The organism is Amycolatopsis sp. NPDC024027 (assembly GCF_040638975.1).
Classification (GTDB): Bacteria; Actinomycetota; Actinomycetes; order Mycobacteriales; family Pseudonocardiaceae; genus Amycolatopsis.
Genome location: NZ_JBEZYY010000014.1, coordinates 198657 through 216970, shown reverse-complemented (window position 1 = coordinate 216970; position 18314 = coordinate 198657). Strand labels below are relative to the sequence as shown.

18 protein-coding genes and 1 pseudogene are annotated in these 18314 nt (G+C 70.2%); 10 read left to right on the top strand and 9 right to left on the bottom strand.

From position 1 onward, the window contains the following. Nucleotides 1-54: 54 nt before the first annotated feature. Together AB0F52_RS31100 and AB0F52_RS31095 are read right to left on the bottom strand one after the other, a co-directional pair. A complete protein-coding gene (locus tag AB0F52_RS31100; protein ID WP_360178799.1) occupies nucleotides 55-492 on the bottom strand; it encodes a MarR family transcriptional regulator in 438 nt (145 codons plus the stop codon). Between the two features lie 113 nt (nucleotides 493-605). Beyond that, on the bottom strand, nucleotides 606-899 hold the full coding sequence (locus AB0F52_RS31095; protein WP_103343410.1) for a hypothetical protein: 294 nt from the start codon (nucleotides 897-899) through the stop codon (nucleotides 606-608). A 56-nt stretch (nucleotides 900-955) separates the two neighbouring features. Between AB0F52_RS31095 and AB0F52_RS31090 the strand changes: the two genes are divergently transcribed. The 3 genes from AB0F52_RS31090 (at nucleotide 956) to AB0F52_RS31080 (ending at nucleotide 5084) form a co-directional block, all read left to right on the top strand. Next, nucleotides 956-3574, top strand: a complete 2619-nt coding sequence (locus tag AB0F52_RS31090) for a valine--tRNA ligase (RefSeq protein ID WP_360178796.1) — start codon at nucleotides 956-958, stop codon at nucleotides 3572-3574. 270 nt (nucleotides 3575-3844) lie between these two features. Beyond that, nucleotides 3845-4123, top strand: coding sequence for a hypothetical protein (locus AB0F52_RS31085; RefSeq protein WP_360178793.1), 279 nt, complete (start codon nucleotides 3845-3847; stop codon nucleotides 4121-4123). A 10-nt stretch (nucleotides 4124-4133) separates the two neighbouring features. Next, the gene (locus tag AB0F52_RS31080) at nucleotides 4134-5084 is read left to right on the top strand and encodes a helix-turn-helix transcriptional regulator (RefSeq protein ID WP_360178790.1); all 951 of its coding nucleotides are present in this window, start codon (nucleotides 4134-4136) and stop codon (nucleotides 5082-5084) included. On the opposite strand, the gene AB0F52_RS31075 is transcribed toward AB0F52_RS31080, so the two are convergent. After that, entirely contained in the window at nucleotides 5053-5970 is a 918-nt protein-coding gene (locus AB0F52_RS31075; protein ID WP_360178787.1) for a LysR family transcriptional regulator, read from the bottom strand. The genes AB0F52_RS31080 and AB0F52_RS31075 overlap by 32 nt on opposite strands. Nucleotides 5971-6058: 88 nt before the next feature. Here AB0F52_RS31075 and AB0F52_RS31070 point away from each other — a divergent pair, with 88 nt between their 5' ends. Together AB0F52_RS31070 and AB0F52_RS31065 are read left to right on the top strand one after the other, a co-directional pair. After that, nucleotides 6059-6823 (top strand): alpha/beta hydrolase, encoded by a 765-nt coding sequence (locus tag AB0F52_RS31070; RefSeq protein WP_360178784.1) that lies wholly within the window; start codon nucleotides 6059-6061, stop codon nucleotides 6821-6823. An 11-nt stretch (nucleotides 6824-6834) separates the two neighbouring features. Continuing rightward, the gene (locus tag AB0F52_RS31065) at nucleotides 6835-7611 is read left to right on the top strand and encodes an alpha/beta hydrolase (RefSeq protein ID WP_360178781.1); all 777 of its coding nucleotides are present in this window, start codon (nucleotides 6835-6837) and stop codon (nucleotides 7609-7611) included. Here the strand turns inward: AB0F52_RS31065 and AB0F52_RS31060 are convergent. Next, a complete protein-coding gene (locus AB0F52_RS31060; protein WP_360178778.1) occupies nucleotides 7595-8461 on the bottom strand; it encodes an SGNH/GDSL hydrolase family protein in 867 nt (288 codons plus the stop codon). The two genes, AB0F52_RS31065 and AB0F52_RS31060, sit on opposite strands and share 17 nt — an antisense overlap. Nucleotides 8462-8534: 73 nt before the next feature. Beyond that, on the bottom strand, nucleotides 8535-9170 hold the full coding sequence (locus tag AB0F52_RS31055; RefSeq protein ID WP_360178775.1) for a class I SAM-dependent methyltransferase: 636 nt from the start codon (nucleotides 9168-9170) through the stop codon (nucleotides 8535-8537). A 74-nt stretch (nucleotides 9171-9244) separates the two neighbouring features. Between AB0F52_RS31055 and AB0F52_RS31050 the strand changes: the two genes are divergently transcribed. After that, on the top strand, nucleotides 9245-10900 hold the full coding sequence (locus AB0F52_RS31050) for a folylpolyglutamate synthase/dihydrofolate synthase family protein (protein WP_360178772.1): 1656 nt from the start codon (nucleotides 9245-9247) through the stop codon (nucleotides 10898-10900). Further along, a complete protein-coding gene (locus tag AB0F52_RS31045) occupies nucleotides 10897-11295 on the top strand; it encodes a DUF4233 domain-containing protein (RefSeq protein WP_360178769.1) in 399 nt (132 codons plus the stop codon). The genes AB0F52_RS31050 and AB0F52_RS31045 overlap by 4 nt, the downstream gene beginning before the upstream one ends. Before the next feature lies 1 nt (nucleotide 11296). Here the strand turns inward: AB0F52_RS31045 and AB0F52_RS31040 are convergent, their stop codons facing one another. Genes AB0F52_RS31040 through AB0F52_RS31030 form a run of 3 tightly spaced genes read right to left on the bottom strand, consistent with a single transcriptional unit; the run spans nucleotide 11297 to nucleotide 13389 of the window. Then, a complete protein-coding gene (locus AB0F52_RS31040; protein ID WP_360178766.1) occupies nucleotides 11297-11608 on the bottom strand; it encodes a metalloregulator ArsR/SmtB family transcription factor in 312 nt (103 codons plus the stop codon). Beyond that, nucleotides 11605-12462, bottom strand: a complete 858-nt coding sequence (locus AB0F52_RS31035; protein ID WP_360178763.1) for a hypothetical protein — start codon at nucleotides 12460-12462, stop codon at nucleotides 11605-11607. Before AB0F52_RS31035 ends, AB0F52_RS31040 begins: the two co-directional genes overlap by 4 nt. Nucleotides 12463-12495: 33 nt before the next feature. Next, nucleotides 12496-13389 carry an SDR family oxidoreductase gene (locus AB0F52_RS31030; protein WP_360178760.1) on the bottom strand — a complete coding sequence of 298 codons (894 nt, stop codon included), beginning with the start codon at nucleotides 13387-13389 and terminating at the stop codon, nucleotides 12496-12498. A gap of 85 nt (nucleotides 13390-13474) precedes the next feature. On the opposite strand from AB0F52_RS31030, the gene AB0F52_RS31025 reads away from it, so the two are divergent. Further along, complete coding sequence (locus AB0F52_RS31025; protein ID WP_360178757.1) at nucleotides 13475-14044, top strand: TetR family transcriptional regulator; 570 nt, start codon at nucleotides 13475-13477, stop codon at nucleotides 14042-14044. Between the two features lie 21 nt (nucleotides 14045-14065). On the opposite strand, the gene AB0F52_RS31020 is transcribed toward AB0F52_RS31025, so the two are convergent. After that, on the bottom strand, nucleotides 14066-16438 hold the full coding sequence (locus tag AB0F52_RS31020; protein ID WP_360178754.1) for a penicillin acylase family protein: 2373 nt from the start codon (nucleotides 16436-16438) through the stop codon (nucleotides 14066-14068). A gap of 124 nt (nucleotides 16439-16562) precedes the next feature. Here AB0F52_RS31020 and AB0F52_RS31015 point away from each other — a divergent pair. Both AB0F52_RS31015 and AB0F52_RS31010 read left to right on the top strand, forming a co-directional pair. Continuing rightward, nucleotides 16563-17330: pseudogene (locus tag AB0F52_RS31015) on the top strand (alkaline phosphatase D family protein); the annotation flags it as partial. A gap of 195 nt (nucleotides 17331-17525) precedes the next feature. After that, nucleotides 17526-18272, top strand: coding sequence for a hypothetical protein (locus AB0F52_RS31010; RefSeq protein ID WP_360178751.1), 747 nt, complete (start codon nucleotides 17526-17528; stop codon nucleotides 18270-18272). Nucleotides 18273-18314: the final 42 nt, after the last annotated feature.

Sequence of the window (18314 nt, the reverse complement as noted above, 5' to 3'; positions counted from 1 at the left end):
AGCGGTGACGGTGCTCGTGAGGAACTCCTTCGGCTTTTCAGCGGTTCGGCTTTTTCAGCGTTGCGCGATGCGCTGCAGCAGCGGCAGCGCGCGGGTGACGGCGTCGAGCTCGGCGGGGGACAGCTCGTCGAGCAGGGCCTGGGCCAGCCACTCGTCGCGGTGCTGCTGGATCCCGCGCACGGTGTCGCGGCCGGCGTCGGACAGGCTGATCACCACGCGCCGCCGGTCGGCCGGATCGGGCGTGCGGGCGAGGTAGCCGAGCTCGTCGAGGACCCCGAGGGTGGCGGCCATCGACTGCTGGCGCACGTGCTCGGCGGCGGCCAGCTCACCCTGCGTGGCCGGGCCTTCGCGCAGGAGCCGGTTCAGCACGGCGGACTGCGAGGGCGTCAGGATCCCGGCGTTGTCGACCTGGCGCAGCCGCCGGTGCAGCTGCCCGACGACCCCGCGGATCCAGCCGGCGCTCTCGGCCACGTGTGGAGGTACTTCGCCCATACACACAGTCTAACTGTTCAGTCCAGACTGTGCATCTGGGAGGCTGCTACTGCGGGCAGCCGTCGAAGGTCGGGACCGCCGACGATTCGATCATCGACGGCGGAGGACGGGCGTCAGCCGAAGTACGCGAGTTCGTTGACGCCGAAACCCTGCAGCTGGTGCACGATGATCGCCGCGGCGACCAGCCCGACCACGATGAGCAGGGCCAGCACGCCCGGCCAGCGGCTGTGCCCCGGCTGCTGGAAACCCCCCGACCGGCGCTCGCGCTTGCGGCGCTTCTTCAGGTCCTTCTTCGCGCCCAGCCAGGCGTCCCGCTGGGCGTGCTTCTGCCAGTCCGGGTTCATCAGGTCCGGGTGCGTCTCGAGGCGCCGGTCGTCCGGATCCTGCGGCTGCTGAGGCTCTGCCATCCCGAGTGCCTTCCCCCTGGGTGACCCGCCGTGACGGGTTCGTAGACTTGTCCATTGTGACCGAGAACGCTCCGCAGCAGACCACCGACCTTCCGGGTGCCTGGGACCCGGCCGCCGAGGAAGCCCCGATGTACGACCGCTGGGTAGCGGCCGGGTACTTCACGGCCGACGCTTCGTCGGGGAAGCCGCCGTTCTCGATCGTACTGCCGCCCCCGAACGTCACCGGCAGCCTGCACATGGGCCACGCCCTCAACCACACGCTGATGGACGCGATGAGCCGCCGCCGTCGCATGCAGGGCTACGAGGTGCTGTGGCTGCCGGGCATGGACCACGCGGGCATCGCGACGCAGAACGTCGTCGAGCGCCAGCTGGCCGGCGAGGGCCTTTCGCGCCACGACCTGGGCCGCGAGAAGTTCGTCGAGCGCGTCTGGGAGTGGAAGGCCGAGTACGGCGGCAAGATCCTCGGCCAGATGAAGCGACTCGGCGACGGCGTCGACTGGTCGCGTGAGCGCTTCACGATGGACGAGAACCTGTCGAAGGCCGTCCAGACGGTGTTCAAGAACTTCTTCGACGAGGGCCTGATCTACCGGGCCGAGCGGATCATCAACTGGTGCCCGCGCTGCCAGACGGCGCTCTCGGACATCGAGGTCGACCACAACGACGACGACGGCGAGCTCGTGTCGATCCGCTACGGCGACGGCGACAACGCCATCGTGGTGGCCACCACCCGCGCCGAGACGATGCTGGGCGACACCGCGGTCGCCGTCCACCCGGACGACGAGCGGTACGCGCACCTGGTGGGCACCGAGGTCGAGCTGCCGCTGACCGGCCGCCGCATCCCGATCGTGGCCGACAAGCACGTCGACCCGGAGTTCGGCACCGGTGCGGTGAAGGTCACCCCGGCGCACGACCCGAACGACTTCGAGATCGGCCGCCGCCACGACCTGCCGATGCTGACGATCATGAACGAGCGCGCCGAGATCACCGCGCCGGGGCCGTTCGAGGGACTCGACCGGTTCGAGGCGCGGCCGGCGGTCGTGGCGGCGCTGCGCGAGGCCGGCCGGATCGTGGCCGAGAAGCGCCCGTACGTGCACGCCGTCGGGCACTGCTCGCGGTGCGACACGGTCGTCGAGCCGCGGCTGTCGCTGCAGTGGTGGGTCAAGGTCGAGGAGCTGGCCAAGCTGGCCGGCGACGCGGTCCGCGACGGCCGCACCAAGATCCACCCGCCGGAGCTGGGCAAGCGCTACTTCGACTGGGTCGACAACATGCACGACTGGACGATCTCGCGCCAGCTGTGGTGGGGCCACCGCATCCCGGTGTACTACGGTCCGGACGGCGAAGTGGTGTGCGTCGGCCCGGACGACGAGTGTCCCCCGGAAGGCTGGACGCAGGACCCGGACGTGCTGGACACGTGGTTCTCGTCGGGCCTGTGGCCGATGTCGACCCTGGGGTGGCCTTCGTCTTCGGAAGACCTGGCGAAGTTCTATCCGACCAGTGTGTTGTCGACCGGCTACGACATCCTGTTCTTCTGGGTCGTCCGGATGATGATGTTCGGCGTGCACCAGATGGACGGCAAGCAGCCGTTCGACCACGTGTACCTGCACGGGCTGATCCGCGACGCCCAGGGCAAGAAGATGTCGAAGTCGCGCGGCAACGTGATCGACCCGCTGGAGTGGATGGACGCGTACGGCGCGGACGCGACCCGGTTCACGCTGGCCCGCGGCGCCAACCCGGGCGCGGACATGGCGCTGGCCGACGAGTGGGCGGCGGGTTCCCGCAACTTCTGCACGAAGCTGTGGAACGCGACGAAGTTCGCGATGATGAACGGGGCTTCGGCCGCTGCCCCCTTGCCCCCTGCTGCGGAGTTGACGGAAGCGGACCGCTGGATCCTGGGGCGGCTCGGCGCGCTGGTGTCCGAAGTGGACGGCCTGTTCGAGGACTTCCAGTTCGCGAAGGTGGCGGGCGCGCTCTACCAGTTCACCTGGAACGAGCTGTGCGACTGGTACCTGGAGCTGGCGAAGGTCCAGCTGTACCAGGGCGATGACGCGCGGGTGGCCGCGACCCGTTCGGTGCTGGGCCACGCGCTGGACACGGTGCTGAGGCTGCTGCACCCGTTCATCCCGTTCATCACGGAGAAGCTCTGGACGGCGCTGACCGGCGGCGAGTCGCTGGTGGTCGCGTCCTGGCCGGTTCCGTTCGAGGGCTACGCGGACGCTTCGGCCGACGCGCACATCGCGGACGTCCAGAAGCTGGTGACGGAGATCCGCAGGTTCCGCGCGGACCAGGGCCTCAAGCCGGGCCAGAAGGTGGCGTCCCGCCTGGCGGGTTACGCGGGCGGCCACGAGCCGGCGATCCGTTCGCTGGTCCGCCTGACCGAGCCGGCGGACGACTTCGCGGCGAGCGCGTCGCTGGAGGTGGCCCTGCCGGACGGCGTGGTGACGGTGGAGCTGGACCTGTCGGGCACGGTCGACGTGGCGGCGGAGCGCAAGCGTCTCCAGAAGGACCTCGCGGCGGCGGAGAAGGAGCTGTCGCAGACCGAGGCCAAGCTGGGCAACGAGGCATTCATCGCGAAGGCCCCGGAGCAGGTGGTGGCGAAGATCAAGACCCGCAAGGAAACGGCGGTCGCGGACATCGACCGCATCACGGCCCGCTTGGCGGCTCTGCCGGCTTCCTGAGGTTGTGGACAAGCCCGGCACTTCTTCACGGGAGTGCCGGGCTTTGTCGTACCCCTCGGGTAGCGTGGAAATCGGGGGCTGCTCAGTTCGTTCTGTCGCGTATACCGACGCCCCTGAACCGGGTGGGCTCGAAGCCCGCGGAATTGATTTGAGACTGCGCCGACAAGTGGAAGCCGGTCTTTCCCTTCGGACATACTTGCTCCGGGCGCGTTGAATACCGGTCGCACGGTCGCCCTGAACTGTCAGTTACGCCGAGCAGGAGAGCCGAGGATGTCCAGCAATTCCGTGGTGTCGGTCGCGGCATCGCGTCCGCGCGGCACCACTGCACGAGCCGTGCGGTGGCTGTACTTGACCGTGTTCACCAGTATTGCCGTGCTGACGTGGATCATCCAGCACGACGGTGTCGCGTTCCTGGCGGCTCTAACGGCGGCGAACGGGGAAGCCGTCGTCGTGGTTGCCCTGGTGAACAGCCTGCTCAAGACCCGGTGTGGCGGAGTTCCGGTGGTCCCGTGTTCGAAGCATGCCGGTCGCCCCCGGCCGTCGGCTTGAGGGGAACCGGATGATGGCGAAGCCGGGGCGCCCGGAGTCGAGTCTGGATCTCGGGTCCGGCCCCGAGGCTCGGTTCGGCGCCGCCTTGCGTCAATTGAGGGAAAACGCGGGCAGCCCGACTTACCGGGAACTGGCGGCGCGTCCCGGAGTGCACTTCTCCGCGTCCGTCCTGTCCACGGCGGCGAACGGTAAGAAGCTGCCTCGGTGGGAACACGTCCTTGCCTACGTGATTGCCTGCGAAGGTGTGGACTGTGCGGCCGCGATCAAGTATTGTAAACGCCAGTGGTGGCGATACTTCGCGGAACTGCACGGAGATTGCGGCGAATCGGGGATGCCGTCAGACGGCGACGCTCCGCTGCCGGTGAACCAGAGGAAGGGCTGCCGGCGTCGGCTTCTTGCGACCGCGGGAACAGTGGTCGCTGCCGTCACCGCCGCCGTTCTCATGGGGTCGGGGGAGACCTCGCTGCCGCCGGCCACACGATTGGAGCTGGGAGTCCCTTGCGAGTCCGTCGGGGCGGGTGGGAATGCCACCAGGCCAGTACGAGTCCCGCCCGGTTACCTGGATGGTCTGCACTACGAGGTCGGATATCGCTTCACCCTGCGAAGTGGCGGAGGCGTTCAGAGAGTTGCTTGTGCTGTCGACCACCAGGTGAACTCCGTGTCTCCCCGTCCCGTCCTGGGGATGATCAAGGTCAGGGTGGGCCTGCCTGACGGGTCGGTGAGCGAGACAGCGGTCACCGTGCGGATTGCCGGCGGCCCCGGATCGATGAACGATGACGAGACCTTCGGTGGTCAGGGAGGCAGCCATCCCACGGAAGTCGTTCAGGTGTTCTCGGTTCGACCGGGCTCGTCCGCGGAAAGAGTGGTCTTCGAGTTCGAGGCCCCTCCTGGCGCCGGGGAAATCGCCGTGGTGATCGCCGATCCGGACTTCAAGATCCTCTGGGGAACGGACGGCTGGTAGCTGGTGTTTCGGTGGCCCGCGCCGCTTCGATCAACGCCACCAGTTCCGGCGTCAACCGCCGATCCGAAGACGTCGCCAGGTACGTCGGCATCCGCGGCGAAGGATCCCGAAGCGGCCGGAACACCACGCCCGGGACCGGCAGCAGGTTCGCGTGTGCCCGGTAGAACACCGTCCAGTGTGGACGGCCGAATCCCAGTGTCCCCAGCGTGTCCTGCGCCGTCGTGAATTCCTTCCCGAGCACCGGCTCGAACCCCGCCTCCCGGCAGGAAGACATCACCAGGTCGTACAACGGCTGATTCCGCGAAGGCGGACTCAATCGCGCGGGAAGCGAAGCCAGCGAGGCGAACTCGACGACCGGAGAAGAAGCCAGTGGATGCGAAGCCGGAAGCGCCACCCAGACCTCGTCCATCCACAAGGGAGTGAAGTCGAGCCCCGGGGAAGGCCACGACCCCCGCACGATGGTCGCGTCCAGGGAACCGTCCCGGACCCGCTGAAGCCGCTGAAGAGTCGGCGCGTGGAGCAACTCCAACGAAGCCGACGGAGAAAGCCGCGCGAACGCTCCCAGCAAAACCTCCAGCCGATCACCCAGACCCTCGCTCGTCCCCAGCCGGACCAAGGCCCCGGAAGGCCGGAACTCCGCAATCGAGTCCACCGCCCGGTCCGCCGCCGCCAGGACCGATCGCGCCTGCGGCAGGAACCGCTGGCCCGCCTCCGTCAACGACACGCTGCGCGTCGTGCGCGCCAGCAGCGTCACCCCCAGTTCCCGCTCCAGCCGCCGGACCTGCTGGCTCACCGCCGGCTGGACGATGTGCAGCCGCTCGGCCGCCCGGCCGAAGTGAAGCTCCTCCGCCACCGTGACGAAATACCTCAGCTGACGCAGTTCCACGACCGGCCCCCATTCATCAGGCTTCGTGATCAGTGTAGGAGCGGACTGCTCATCGAAGCCGCCGGACGCACGCGGTTCCATGACCGGCATGCCCTCCTTGGACGTCAACGGAACCCGCCTCCACTACGAAGACGCCGGCACCGGCCCCGCGCTGCTGCTCCTGCACGGCTGGGGAACCAGCGGGCGCGTCTGGCACTCGTGCCTGCCCGATCTCGTGCGCGACCACCGCGTCGTCACCCTCGACTGGCGTGGGTGCGGCCGCTCGGACCACCCCGCCGACGGCAACACCATCGCCGGTGTCACGGCCGACCTCGTGCAGACGATCGAGGCGCTGCGGATCAAGCCCACCGTCGTCGGTTCCAGCATCGGCGGCCTCTTCGCCACCGAGCTCGCCCTGGCCCGGCCGGACCTGGTCGAACGCGTCGTCGCGGTCGACAGCCCCGGGTACTGGCCGAGCACCGGCATGCTCGACCAGGTCCGTGACCTGCGCAAACAGCTCGTCGACGACCGGGCCGGCACGCTGGCCGGCTGGGTGCCGGGTTGGTTCGCCCCCGGCGCCGCGCGCGAGCTCGTCGAGTGGACCGTCCGCCAGCTGCTCGACTCCGGCGCCTACATCGACGAGCTGTTCACCGAATGCACCACCTACGACCCGCGGCCCCGGCTCAAGGGCCTCGCCGTCCCGATCACCTATCTGCACGGCGAGCTGGACGCCCAGATCCCCCTCGAAGTGCCGCGAAGCTGCGCCGCGGCGACCCCTGGCGCGCGCGTGCACGTGCTCGCCGGCTGCGGGCACGTGCCGCACCAGGAAAACCCGCGCGCGTTCACCGCCGCGCTCCGGACCATCGCCGCCTGAAGGGGACGACCATGCCCAAAGTGACGCTCGGAGACACCGTCGTCCACTACGACCGGACCGGCGACGGTCCCGCGCTGCTCCTGCTGCACGGCACCGCCGCGTCCCGCGAACAGTGGGCGCCGCTGACCGCGCAGGCGGCCGGCTTCACCGTCCTGGCCCCCGACTTCCCCGGTTCCGGCCTGACCACCGACGGCGGCGGCCCGATCACCGTCGAAGCCCTCGCCGCCCAAGCCGTGGCCGTCCTGGACCACGCGGGAACCGGCACCGCCCACGTCGTCGGGCACTCGCTCGGCGGGGTCGTGGCGGCCCACCTGGCCGGCACCCGCCCGGACCGGGTGCGCTCGGCGGTGCTGCACGCCGCCTGGCCGGCCACCGACGTCCGGCAGGACGCCGAGTTCCGCTACTGGCTGGACCTGCTCGAAACGGGGACTTTCGCCCGCATGCTCCCGCTGATGGCGTTCGGGCCGCGCTACTGGGAGCAGGCCACCGCCGAGAGCAACGAACAGCTCGTCAAGACCCTGGAAACGGTGATCCAGCCCGGCGCGGACCGGCAGATCGAGACCGATCGCGCGGTCGACCTGCGGCCGGTCCTCGGCCGGATCACCGCGCCGGTGCTGGTGCTCGGCAGCACGCACGACCGGATCGTCACGGCGGACCAGCAGCGAGAGCTGGTCGCCGCGATCCCGGACGCACGCGCCGCCGCGATCGACGCGGGCCACGGCGCCCCGGCCGAGCTGCCGGACGAGTTCGCGCGGCTCGTGCTGGAGTTCGTCAGCGCAGCGCCTTGAGCACCACGGCCGCCACGCCGGCCATCCCGGCTTGGAACGGGTGGTAGGCGGCCGCCGCGAGGATGTTCTGGTCCTTGCCGTTGATCCACGCCGAGCCGCCGCGCGCGCAGGCGTCGTGGCCGCGCGACGGGCCGAAGGTGTCGACGTACTCCGCGGCGCCGTCCGCGGCCGCGTCCGCGAGGGCCGCGTTGAGATCGCTCTCGACGCGGTTCAACCAGGCGTAGTCGCCTTCGGCGAAGGGGAGGATGGCCGGGCAGGAGCCGCTCTCCGGCGCGATCCGCAGGTAACCCACGACGATCACCCGCGCTCCGGGCGAGCGCTGGTGGATCGCGGCGAGGACGGCCTCGATCCGCGGCTGGATGGCGGTGATGGCCATCTGCACGGTGTCGACGCCGTTGACGGTGAAGTGCTTTTCGCAGGGATTGCCGGTCGGGGCGCCCGCGCGCAGCCCCGGGCACGTCGCGAGGAGCCGGCCGAAGAGGTCGAAGTCGTTGCCCCCGATACCGACGGTGACCAGGTCGGTGTCGAGGCGCAACGCAGCCAGCTGGGGAGCGTTCGTGCCGTTGAACGACACCTTCTGCGGCTCGGTCATCGAGCCGGTGACGGCACCGGCGCAGCTGACGTCGGTGAACACGCCGGGCTTCAGCGCGGCCGCCACGACCGACGGGTAGTTCGCCGTCGACCGCCCGCAGCCGAGCGGGTCGGACCGTTGCATCGGGATGAACGGCCCGGAGGTGTAGGAATCACCCAGGGCGACGTAGTGGTGGATCCCCGCCGCCGACGCGGGGGTCGCGGTGGTGAGCAGGACGGCTGCCGAGGAGACGGCGACGAGCAGCCGGGTGATGCGCATGAAGACCCCGTTCTCGCTGGTGGAAACGCTGCCTCCACTTGTAGCGAGCCCCGGACGCCGACGGGGACGAACTTCACCCGCCAGTCGGGTCACCGTCTCCCTGTTCACGGTAAGCGATCAAGGTGCGCCAGAAGAGCAGCGGCCGGACCGTGCTCCCGGGCAGCAGCCAGGCAGACTCGCGGCGCAGCTCGGCGATCGTGGGGAACCGGAACAGCGTGGGTGCCTGCGGGCCGGCCTCCCCGCCACCGTTGAGCTGCTCGCCCGTATACACGACCAGCCGCGCCAGCGCGTTGAGCGGCACGGCCGCCAGCTCACGCGCCCAGTCCACCGGGCTGCTCGGCCGGGCCGGGGTCAGCACCACGAGCACGCCGCCCGGCACCAGCGCGCGGCGCAGCTTGGTCACCGTCTCGAACGGCATGTGGTGCAGCGACGCCAGGCACGAGATGTAGTCGTAGTGGGCCTCGGGCAGGGCGTCGGTGGTGACGTCGGCCCGCCGGTAGACGATCTCGCCGGGCCCCGGCGACCCCAGCCCCGCCGCCGCTTCGACCATCGCCGCCGAGACGTCGACCGCCTCCACCGCCATGCCGGTCGCGGCCAGCCGCCGGGCGAACCGGCCGGTGCCGCACCCGACGTCCAGCGCGATCCCCGGGCCGGGCGGCAGCAGGTCCAGCAGCAGCGGGTGGTAGTGGTGGTTGTGGTTGAACGGCATGCGTCGAGAGTGCCATCAAGCACGCACGTAGACTCGGATCGCAAGTGCGAAAACCCCAGGCCGGAGGAGATTCAGTGCCGCAGGATGAGACAGGTCGCAGGCCGGACCTGTCGGATCTGGACAGTTTCGCGGGTGTCGACGAGCTGGGTGCCCAGGGGTACGAGGACTCGGACGACCACGACCCGGAACTGGACGCGCGGGACACCGCGTTCGACGTGGGCGGGGGCTCGCGCGGCGGGATCGGCGGCGTCGGCCAGCTCGGTGACAACCTCGCCACCGGCCCGGTGCCCGACCTCAGCGTGCCCGAGGACGCCGAGCTGCACGAGCTCGACGACCAGGGCGAACCCGAGGCGTACGGCAACCCGGACGGCCCCGAGGCGCGCCGCGAGCTGATGGCCGTCGAGGCGGAGCTGAACCAGCGCTGGCCGGAGACGAAGATCGAGCCGTCGCTCACCCGGATCTCGGCGCTGACGCAGCTGCTGGGCGAGCCCAACCGCGGCTACCCGGTGCTGCACGTGGCCGGCACGAACGGCAAGGGCTCCACGGCCCGGATGATCGACGCCCTGCTGACCCGGATGGGCCTGCGCGTCGGCCGCTACACCAGCCCGCACCTGCAGCTGGTCACCGAGCGGATCGCGCTCGACGGCCGGCCGATCTCCGCCGCGCGCTACGCCGAGCTGTGGAACGACATCGCGCCGTACGTGTCCATGGTGGACGGTGCCGCCGCGGACGGCGTCGCGATGAGCAAGTTCGAGATCCTCACCGGGATGGCGTTCGCCGCGTTCGCCGACGCCCCGGTGGAGGCCGCGGTGCTCGAAGCGGGCCTCGGCGGTGCCTGGGACGCCACGAACGTCGCGGACGCCGACGTCGCCGTCATCACCCCGATCGGCCTCGACCACGTCGAGTACCTCGGCCCGGACATCCTCGGCGCGGCGCGCGAAAAGGCGGGCATCATCAAGCCCGGCTCGGTCGCGGTGATCGGCGAGCAGGACCCCGAGGTGCTGAAGGTGCTGCTGGAGCGCGCGGTCGAGGTCGACGCCGCGGTCGCCCGCGCGGGCAGCGAGTTCGGCGTGCTGGAGAAGGAGATCGCCGTCGGCGGCCAGCTGCTGAAGCTGCAGGGCCTCGGCGGCGTGTACGACGAGATCTTCCTCCCGCTGCACGGCGCTCACCAGGCCTCGAACGCTGCGTTGGCGCTGGCCGCGGTCGAGGCGTTCTTCGGCGCGGGCAAGGACAGGCAGCTGGTCGTCGAGGCGGTGCGCGAGGCGTTCGCCGAGGTCGAGACCCCGGGACGGCTCGAGCGCGTCCGGTCGGCCCCGACGGTCCTGCTCGACGCGGCGCACAACCCGCACGGCGCCCGAGCGCTGGCGACGACGGTGTCCGAGGAGTTCGCCTTCCGCCGCCTGGTCGCGGTGGTCGGCGTGATGGCCGAAAAGGACGCCCACGGCATCCTCGACGCGCTGGAGCCGGTGGTGTCGGACATCGTCGTGACGCGCAACTCCTCACCCCGCTCGATGCCGCTGGAGGAGCTGAACGAGCTGGCGATCTCGGTGTTCGGCGAAGACCGCGTCGTCGCCGAGACGGACCTGGAGACGGCGGTCGAGACGGCGATCGCGCTGGTGGAGACCAACGACGACCCCGAGGAGCCCCTGGCGGGCGGCGGCGTGCTGATCACCGGCTCGGTGGTCACGGCGGGCGAGGCGCGCACGCTGTTCGGGAAGGAGCCGGCGTGACGTCCCCCGCGCAGGAGACGCCCAAGCCGAAGGACCCGATGAAGGGCTTCCGCGGCGTGATGTCCGGGACGCTGATCATGGAGGCGATCACGGTCGCCCTCGCCCTCCCGGTGGTGAACAAACTCGGCGGCGGGATCTCGACGGGTACGGGCTGGACGGTCATCGCGGTGGCCGTGGCCCTGATCGTGACGTGCGGGTTCGTCAAGCGCCCGTGGGCGGTGCCGCTGATCCTGGCGCTGCAGGGGGTGCTGATCGCGCTGGTGTTCTGGCTGCCGGCGATCGCGGTGCTGGGCGTGATCTTCCTGGCGGTGTGGTTGTGGCTGCTGTGGCTGCGCCGGGACGTGGCACGCCGCATGGCGGCCGGGACGTTGGCGAGTCAGCAGCCCCAGCCGTGACTCACGCGTGCGGCGCCGCCTGGCAGGCCCGCACCTCGGTGGTGAGCGCGTCGAGCGCGTCGAGGGCATCGGCGGGCACGTCGAGGCGGTAGATCCGGTGCGGGCCCGCCCGGCTCACCGCCAGCAGGCGGGCGTCGAGCAGGATTCGCAGGTGCCGGGACACCGTGGACTGCGGCAGCCCGAGCGCCGCCTGTACCTCGCCGACCGTGGCGGATCCACCCCGGTCGATGAAGACCCCGACGATCTGCACCCGGGTCGCTTCGCCGAGTGCCCGCAGCACGGGCAGCGCCGTGGTGAGTGCGTCCTGGATCATGCGCTCACCCCCGCCAGCAGCTCTTCGAGCTCGCCGGTCGAAAGGCCGTGTCGCCGGCCGAGGTCCACCCAGTCCCGCAGCATCCGGACCGTCTGCGGGCCGTGCCCGCCGAAGTGGCCGCGGAGGTAGTGCGGCACGTCGAACGGCGCCAGCCGGGGCAGCAGCGCCAGTGCCGCACCCACGGCCCGCGGGCGGACCGGGCGCGGGCTCGGACCGCCGAATCCGGCCGCGACCGCGTGCCGCGCCTGGGTCGCGGCGGCGGCGAGCTGCCGGGACGACCGGCGGGCGGCCGCGAGGTCGAAGCCCGCGGCGTGCAACCCGGCCACGACGGGCATCATCGTCGCCGCGGACACCAGCGGAGCCGCGAGCGGGGCGGTCCGCGACCACCGCGGGCGGGCGAACAAGGACCGCAGTGACGCCGACGCGGGACCGGCGATCGTGAACCGGACCCGCGCCGGCGGCCACCACCACGTCGGATCGGCACCGGTGGCGAAGAACTCGGGAACGACCAGGCCCCACGGCCGGTCGCCCGCCAGTTCGCGAAGCAGCTCCACTTCCGACGGCACCTGCGTGACCGCCGCGACGATCGCCGCCTGCCCGAGCAGCTCGGCGACGCCGGGCGAGGCAGGCGAGGCCGTGCTGAGCACCACATCCCAGCCCGGTGCGGGCTCGTCGGCCGGCACCAGGTCGACGCTCCGCCGCTCGACCGGACGGGCGCTGCGCAGCCGGCGGGTCCCGACGAGCCGGGTCTCCGCCGTCCGCTCGCGCACCGCGAACCCGACCCGGTGCCCCTCGGCCGCCGACGTCGCCAATACCCGGGCGACCGGGCCCTGTCCCACCACCAGAACACGCACGTCCGCACTATATCCGCATATCCGGATGTGATGCTAGAGGTAGTCGGCGTGCTCGATGTCGTCGAGCAGGTCCGGCCGGGTGGGCGACCAGCCGAGCAGCTCCCGCGTGGAGGTGCTGGAGACGGGCGCGTCGAAGCCGTAGACCGTGGCCATGAACGGGCTCGCGTAGTGGCCGGCGGCCTCGTCCGGAGTCAGGGAGACCACGGGCAGGTCCAGGCCGCGCCCGATCGTCTCGGCAATGCTCCGGAACGGGACGTTTTCCGCGGCCCCGTGCAGCACGCTGCCGGCCGGAGCTGCTTCCAGGGCCAGGCGGAACAGGATCGCCGCGTCGAGCCGGTGCACCGCGGGCCACCGGTTGGCGCCGTCGCCGACGTAAGCGGACTTCCCGGTCTTGCGGGCGGTGTCGACGAGCATGCCGAGGAAGCCGTAGTCCCCGGGGCCGTGGACGCTGGGCGCGAGCCGGACGACGCTCGCCCGCACGCCACGCCCGGCGAAGTCCAGGCAGGCCCGCTCGCCGGCGATCCGGAACGCGGCGAGCCCGGCTGTGTCGGGCTCGTCCCGCTCGGTGCTTTCCCGGCCGGCGGGCATGACCAGCGTGCCGGACGTGCTCACGAACGGCTTGCCGGAGTTCACGAGGATCCGGCCCAGCGTCTCGATCGCCGTCCGGTCGCGGCGCATCATGTCGCCGGGATCGCTGAAGTCGCCGCCGAAAGCCATGTGCAGGACACCGTCGGCGGCTTCGGCGCCCGCACGCAGGCTGTCGAGATCGTCGAGCGAGCCGGGGTGCGGGGTGGCGCCCAGCCCCTCCAGCCGGGACGCGGCGGCGTCCGAACGCGCGAGGCCGGTGACGGTGTGGCCGGCCGCGATCAGCTCGGCGACGACGGCGGGGCCGGTCAGGCCGGAACCGCCGGTGACGAAGACGTGCATGGGACTCTCCTGGTAGCGACAGTGACTGACGCTACCGACTGTACCTCGTAGTGTCAGTCACTGTCGCTACCGGTAAGATAAGGGCGTGCCACGCAGCGGAGAAGAAGCGCGCCGCCGCCTCCAGCAGGCGGCCTTGGAGCTGTACGGAGAGCGTGGTTTCGACGGGACCACCACGGCCGAGATCGCCGCCAGGGCCGGCGTCACCGAACGCACGTTCTTCCGGCATTTCCCGGACAAGCGCGAAGTGCTGTTCGACGGCGAAGCCGCCCTGCGCGCGGAGCTGATTCGGTCGGTGGCCGACGCGCCCGAGGGCCTGCCGCCGTTCGAAGTCCTGATCCGGGCCTTCCGGAAGGCCGGGCGGATCCTGGCGGAGAACCGGCCGTTCGCCGAACCGCGGCTGGCGGTCATCGCCGCCACCCCGGCGCTGCGGGAGCGCGATCTGGCCAAGGCGGCGGCGATGGCCGACGCCCTGGCGGCGGCGTTGCGCGAGCGGGGGGTCGGCGACCGGCTCGCCGCGCTGGCCGCCCACGTCGGCTGGGTCACCTTCCACCACGCGGCCGGGGCCTGGATCCGGGAATCCGCGCGGAGCTTGGACGAGCACCTCGACGAGGCCTTCGCCGATCTGCGCGCGCTGTCGGCGGAGACGAGTGACTAGCGCCCGCCTCCGCCGAGGCCGTCAGCGCAGCACCACGACCCGCAGCGCGGGGGAGCGCAGGATGTCGGCTTCACAGAACCGGCCCTTCACCCACTCGCCCCGGCTGTAGAGCTTCGTCTGGTCGCTGAAGTACGGCGACGCCGGATTGGCCGACTGCGAATACGCCAGCAACGTCGAGGAGTCCGGGCACCCGCGCGCGCTGAACCCCACCACCTGGATGAAGCTGGACCCGTGCGCGACCTCGGTGTTGCCGCGTGCCGGCTCCCACACCGGCGTCATCACGTTGAGCACCCCGAGGAAGCCCTGGGCGCCGTGGATCGGGATGCGCTCGCCGTTGCGGGTGACGGACTGGGCGTCCCGCAACCGCGCGTCCGGCGCAAGCCTCGCCGCGCGCAGCTCCACGAGCGCGTCCCCGAACGCCCGCTGGATGCCCGGATCCCCGACGTTGAGCGTGTTCGGCGTGGTCAGCGGCGCCTGCGGATCGAACGGCACGGTGAACCGGGGAAGCCCGCCGAGCCGGGTGGCGAACCGCTGGAACAGCAGCGAACCCCGGCTGTCGAGCGAATACGTGTGGTCCCAGTTCGCCAGCGCGGTGCACGCCGGGCCGACGGGCGCCGGGCCGGACGACGACGGCGCCTGCCCGCCGGGGAAGGACGCGCACAGCTTCGCCAGGTCCGCCGCCGCCAGATCGGCGAGCAGGCTGTGGTCGGTGAAGAGCATCTTCTTCATCGAGTCCGTGCTGAACCCGCCCTTTTCGGCCGTGAGCAGCGCTTCCCGGGTGCGTGGGTTGCGCTCGGTCGCCTGGTCTCCGACGATGTGCGGGTACCCCGTGATCGGCGCCTTCGCGTTCGCCAGCCAGGCGCTGTCGTTCGTGTTCAGTTCGTAGTCACGGCGCTGCTGCTGCGGTAGCCGCGACGGCGCGAAGATTCCCGGTTCCAGCGCTCCCGGGTCGGAACCCCACCGGCAGGATGACTTCCCACCGTCCAAAATGGCCAGTTGATCGCCGGGGAACGTCTGGCGTCCCAAGGGAGTGCTGCACGCCTCGGCCAGTGCGTCGGTGACGTGCGGGACGACCTGGATGTCGGCGTAGAGCGCGTTGCCCGCCCGATCGGCGGCGATCGTGTTGACCCACGGCACGCCCTGCGTGCTGCTGAGCGCGCGGACGACGTCGGCCGTGCTGCGGGCCTGGTCGAGTTCGAACCACGTGTTCAACCCGCGCAGGTTGGTCGCATTGGCGTCCCGCAACGCGTACGCCGACTTCGCCGTCCACGGCACCGGGAATCCGCCGACATCGTTCAGCACCGGCCCGTACCGCGTCGCCCAGAACGTCCGGCGGACCGGCTTCAGCAAACCATCGGTCTGGCGCACCTCGACCGTGACCTCGCGGGAGGTCATCTTCTCGGGCTTGCCGTCGACCAGGTACGTCGTCGGGTCGCCGGCGGCCAGCGGCACCTCGAACAGGCCGAACGTGACCGGTGTGGACACCGTGTGCGTCCAGGCCGCGTCCGCGGTGTGCCCGATCATCACGAACGGCATGCCGAGCAGGCTCGCCCCGGCCACGTCCACCCGGCCCGGGATGGTCAGCTGGCTCTGCCAGAACCGCCGCCCGTCGTGCCACGGGTAGTGCGGGTTGCCGAGCAGCACGCTGCCCTTGCCCGCCGCGGTCCCGTCGCTGCCGATGGCGATGCCGTTGCTGCCGAGCCCGCCCTTGCCGAGCCCGTCACGCAGGCTCGCGGACAACTGCGCGGCCGTGCCGGGGCTCGCGGCCGCCGTGCCGGACGGCGGCGTCGCGAACAGCCCTTCGGTGACGAAGCCCAGGCCGCCGGTGACGGCGATGGAGTAGAAGTGCCGGTAGAAGTCCTGCTCGCTGATCGGCCGGACCCAGTCGGCGCCGCGGCAGGCCGGATCGGTGATCCCGGACCGGCCGGTGCGGGCCAGGAAGGCGTTGAACCCCTTGACGTAGCCCGAAACGATCTGCCGGACCTCGGGCCGCGGCCCCTGGGGCGCGGGTTGTGCGACCAGCCGGTCGACCACGCCGGAGTCGTTGAGCTGCTGGAAGAACAGGTCGCTGTGCAGGTTGTTCTTCGCCTCCGACAGCGACGGATAGCCCTCGCCGTCCGGGCCGAAGTACCGCGACCGCTGCGCGCTCACCGTGACGTAGATCTTCGCGAGCTCGCAGACGTTGTCGTTCGCCGCCGCGTAGCCGTACCCGTAGCCGAGACCGGCGAAGTCCTTGGCGACGATGTGCGGGATGCCGTGTTCGGTGTAGCGCAGGACGGCTTTCGCGCTGTCCTCCCCGGCCGTCGCGACGCCGGTACCGAGTGTCGTGATCGCCGTTGTGGTCAAACACAGCGCCGCAGCCACAACGGCCAGCGCCTTCCGGATGTGCGTCATTCGTACCCCCTTGTCGTGATCACCAAGCTACCGACGGCGATCGCCGCCGGGTATGGGGGAAAACCCCAATGTTCGTTCATCCGCACGCAAGCCGGTGTTGGCCGCGGCGGGATAGAAACCGCGCATGACCGAACCGACCCACCACTCCCGCCGCACGCTCCTCAAAGCCGGGCTGACCGGCGCCTCCGCGGTCACCGCCGGCCTCGTCGTGCCGTCCGCGGCCTTCGCCGCGGCCCCGCTCGTCCGCGGCGACCGGCCGCTGCTCACCCACGGCGTCCAGTCCGGCGACGTCACGCCGGGCTCGGCGATCGTCTGGTCGCGCGCGGACCGGCCGGCCCGCCTGGTCGTCGAAATCGCGCGGGACCCGTCGTTCCGGCACGCCCGGCGCGTGCCCGGCCCGCTGGTGGGCCCGGACAGCGGCGGCACCGGCCGCGTGCGCGTCGCGGCGCTGGCACCCGGCACCGAGTACCACTACCGCGTCACCGCCGAAGCCCTGGACGGGCGCGCTACGAGCGAGCCGCTGACCGGCCGGTTCGCCACCGCACCGGTGGGGCGCCGCGACGCGCGGATCCTGTGGTCGGGCGACGTCGTCGGCCAGAACTGGGGGATCAACCCGGGCCTGGGCGGGATGACGATCTTCTCCGCGATGGCCGCCCGCTGCCCGGACCTGTTCCTGCACAGCGGCGACACGGTGTATTCCGACGGCCCGCTCACCGAGACCGTCACCCTCCCCGGCGGCCGGACCTGGCGCAACGTCGTCACGCCCGAGAAGGCGAAGGTCGCCGAGACCCTCGACGAATTCCGCGGCCAGCACGCGTACAACCGGCTCGACGACCACTTCAAGCGCTTCGCCGCGCAGGTGCCCGCCTACGTCCAGTGGGACGACCACCAAGCGCGTCAACCAACAACAGTCTAGCACCGCTCTACCAGCGAAGATGGCCGCCTCTATTGCATAGCGGCGTTCGCTCTGGCGTTAACGTAAGCTAGGCCGCTCGCTGTCCCTGGACGTCGCAGCCCGGGCGGTCTCGGATTCCTCTCGGATCGGTCACGAAGGCAACGGGGTAATCCGTCCTGGCGACTTATCGGCATGGTACTTGCTGTCGAGGAGCCAAAGATCACCGACTGGATGGGTGCGTGGTTCACTCTTGGATCCGGACTGATCGCGCTGCTTGCGTTGATCGCCGCTGCCATTGCGGCCCGAGCGACGATTCAGACGAACAGAAATCAGTCCGCTCAACTGAAGCAGCTGGAAGTCGAACAACAGCGATTGGAGGTAGAACGGCAACGTCAGGAGGATGACCGGCTAAAGCAATTAGCATCACGCTTCGCAGTATGGGTAAGTTTGAACACTGATCCAGAGTCGGGACAGACGATATGTGTACTCACGTATCATAACTCTAGTCAGCTGCCATTTTATGACGTGACAGTTGAGTGGAGAATCGGCAAGAGAACTCGCGGTATTCACATTACCAATATTGCCCCAACTGATGAGCCTGCAGCGATTGAAGACGGCGGGAGTTTTCGCGAATCGATGCAAGAGTCTGCAGATCATGTCATGAAGTATCAGATGACTTCGGATTGGCGAGAAAAGGGACCCTCGCCAATCCTCGACAGAAATGATCTGCTGTTTTATGCGGCCAAGTACGTCGAAGTCAGGGCGCGGTTCCGGGACGTAAATGGTGTGCGATGGCTCCGAGATTCGGACGGCACGCTTACGCGGGATACATCGGCGAAGGGTGGAAATATCCTTGACTCTCGCGTCGTCCAGTTTGGCGCCCTTCTTGTCGGGGCTCAAGGATATGAACCACCATTCTTTGATGCGCCATCGCTGTGATCGTTATCGGAATGGCAATGCTTCACTCTGGCGTTCGCCAAA